The organism is Pseudomonas sp. 22526, from assembly GCF_052044735.1.
In the GTDB taxonomy this organism is placed as follows: Bacteria; Pseudomonadota; Gammaproteobacteria; order Pseudomonadales; family Pseudomonadaceae; genus Aquipseudomonas; species Aquipseudomonas piscium.
In genome coordinates this window covers 1-1,982 of sequence record NZ_JBQENK010000046.1, presented here as the reverse complement: position 1 = coordinate 1,982, position 1,982 = coordinate 1, and the positions used below count along the sequence as shown (strand labels likewise).

1 protein-coding gene is annotated in these 1,982 nt (G+C 61.9%); it reads right to left on the bottom strand.

Translation table 11 applies throughout. The features are described 5' to 3' along the window. Positions 1-1,982 (bottom strand): beta strand repeat-containing protein (locus tag ACTJKT_RS31225; protein ID WP_440790411.1); only part of this gene is annotated, 1,982 nt, incomplete at both ends.

The window sequence follows — 1,982 nt, the reverse complement described above, 5'->3', positions numbered from 1 at the left end:
ATTGAGATTGGTCAGTGCCGTGCCGACGTCACCGCTCACCAATGGGCCGATATTGGAACCATTCGCGCTGATGCTGTTGGTGGAGTAACTGGGCGCCGTCCATGCCCCCGTGGTCGCATTGACTGCCGCACCGCCGCCCAGTGCCGCTGCCGTGTTCTGGCTGGTCGCAAACAACTGGCTGCCATTCACGGCATCGGTGCTGGTAGCGTTCAACGTACCTCCAGCGACATTGGTCAACCTCACCGAAGTCCCTGCCGGGTTGAAGGTCACCTGATCTTTAGTCGCGGCATCGTCGTATTTCACTGCCACAGCGGCGGTGTTGGTCACGCTGGTATTGAGGTTGCTAAGTGCTGCGCCGACGTCGTTGCTGACCAAAGGCCCGGTGTTGGCACCGGTCACGCTGATGCTGTTGGTGGAGTAGCTGGGCGCTGTCCATACACCGGTGGTCGTATCAAGTGCGGCCCCGCCGCCCAGGGCTGTCGCGGTATCCTGACCTGCTTTATTCAGTTGGCTGACATTGACAGCATCCGTCGCCGAACTGCCCGCCGCCAGACCGGTGATACGCCGTCCATCAGCGCCATTGGCGATGTTCACTTCGCCACCGGTTGCTGCACCACCCACACCGTAAGCCGCATTGGCCAACGTCATGCCGGTGGCGGACGAGTTGGAACCCAGCGCCACGCCGTTGGCAATGGTTGCACTCGCGAGCGGGCCGATGGCCACGCTGTCCTGACCGGTCGCGTTGCTATCGGCAAGGGTCGAGTTGCTGTGGAAATACTTGATGCCGGCGCCGTTGTTGACGAGGTTGTCGACGGTCTGGTTGGTTGCGAACAGCTGCGAGCCATTCACGGCATCGGTGCTGGTGGCGTTCAGGGCACCGACAGCGATGTTGGTCAACTTCACCGCGGTTCCGGCCGGGTTGAAGGTCACCTGATCTTTAGTCGCGGCATCGTCGTATTTCACTGCTACAGCGGCGGTGTTGGTCAGGCTGGTGTTGAGGTCGCTCAGTGCTGCGCCGACGTTGCTGCTGACCAATGGGCCGGTGTTGGCACCGGTTGTGCTGATGCTGTTGGTGGAGTAGCTGGGGGCTGTCCATATGCCAGTGGTCGTATCAAGTGCGGCCCCGCCGCCCAGGGCGGTCGCGGTGTCCTGACCGGCTTTGTTCAGTTGGCTGACATTGACGGCATCGGTCGCCGAACTGCCCGCCGCCAGACCGGTAATACGCCGTCCATCGGCGCCGTTGGCGATGTTGACTTCGCCGCCCGCCGTGGCGGCACCGCCGACCCCATAAGCCGCATTGGCCAACGTCGTGCCGGTGGCGGACGAGTTGGAGCCCAGCGCCACACCATTGGCAACGGTCGCACTCGCGAGTGGGCCGATGGCCACGCTGTCCTGGCCGGTTGCGCTGCTATCGGCAAGGGTCGAGTTGCTGTGGAAATACTTGATGCCCGCGCCGTTGTTGACGATGTTGTCGACGGTTTGGTTGGTTGCGAATAGCTGTGAGCCGTTCACTGCGTCGGTGCTGCTGGCGTTCAAGGTTCCGGCCGCGACATTGGTCAACTTCACCGCGGTTCCGGCCGGGTTGAAGGTTACCTGGGTCTTGGTGGAGGCATCGTCGTATTTCACCGCCACAGCAGCGGTATTGGTCACGCTGGTATTGAGATTGGTCAGTGCCGTGCCGACGTCACCGCTCACCAATGGGCCGATATTGGAACCATTCGCGCTGATGCTGTTGGTGGAGTAACTGGGCGCCGTCCATGCCCCCGTGGTCGCATTGACTGCCGCACCGCCGCCCAGTGCCGCTGCCGTGTTCTGGCTGGTCGCAAACAACTGGCTGCCATTCACGGCATCGGTGCTGGTAGCGTTCAACGTACCTCCAGCGACATTGGTCAACCTCACCGAAGTCCCTGCCGGGTTGAAGGTCACCTGATCTTTAGTCGCGGCATCGTCGTATTTCACTGCCACAGCGGCGGTGTTGGTCA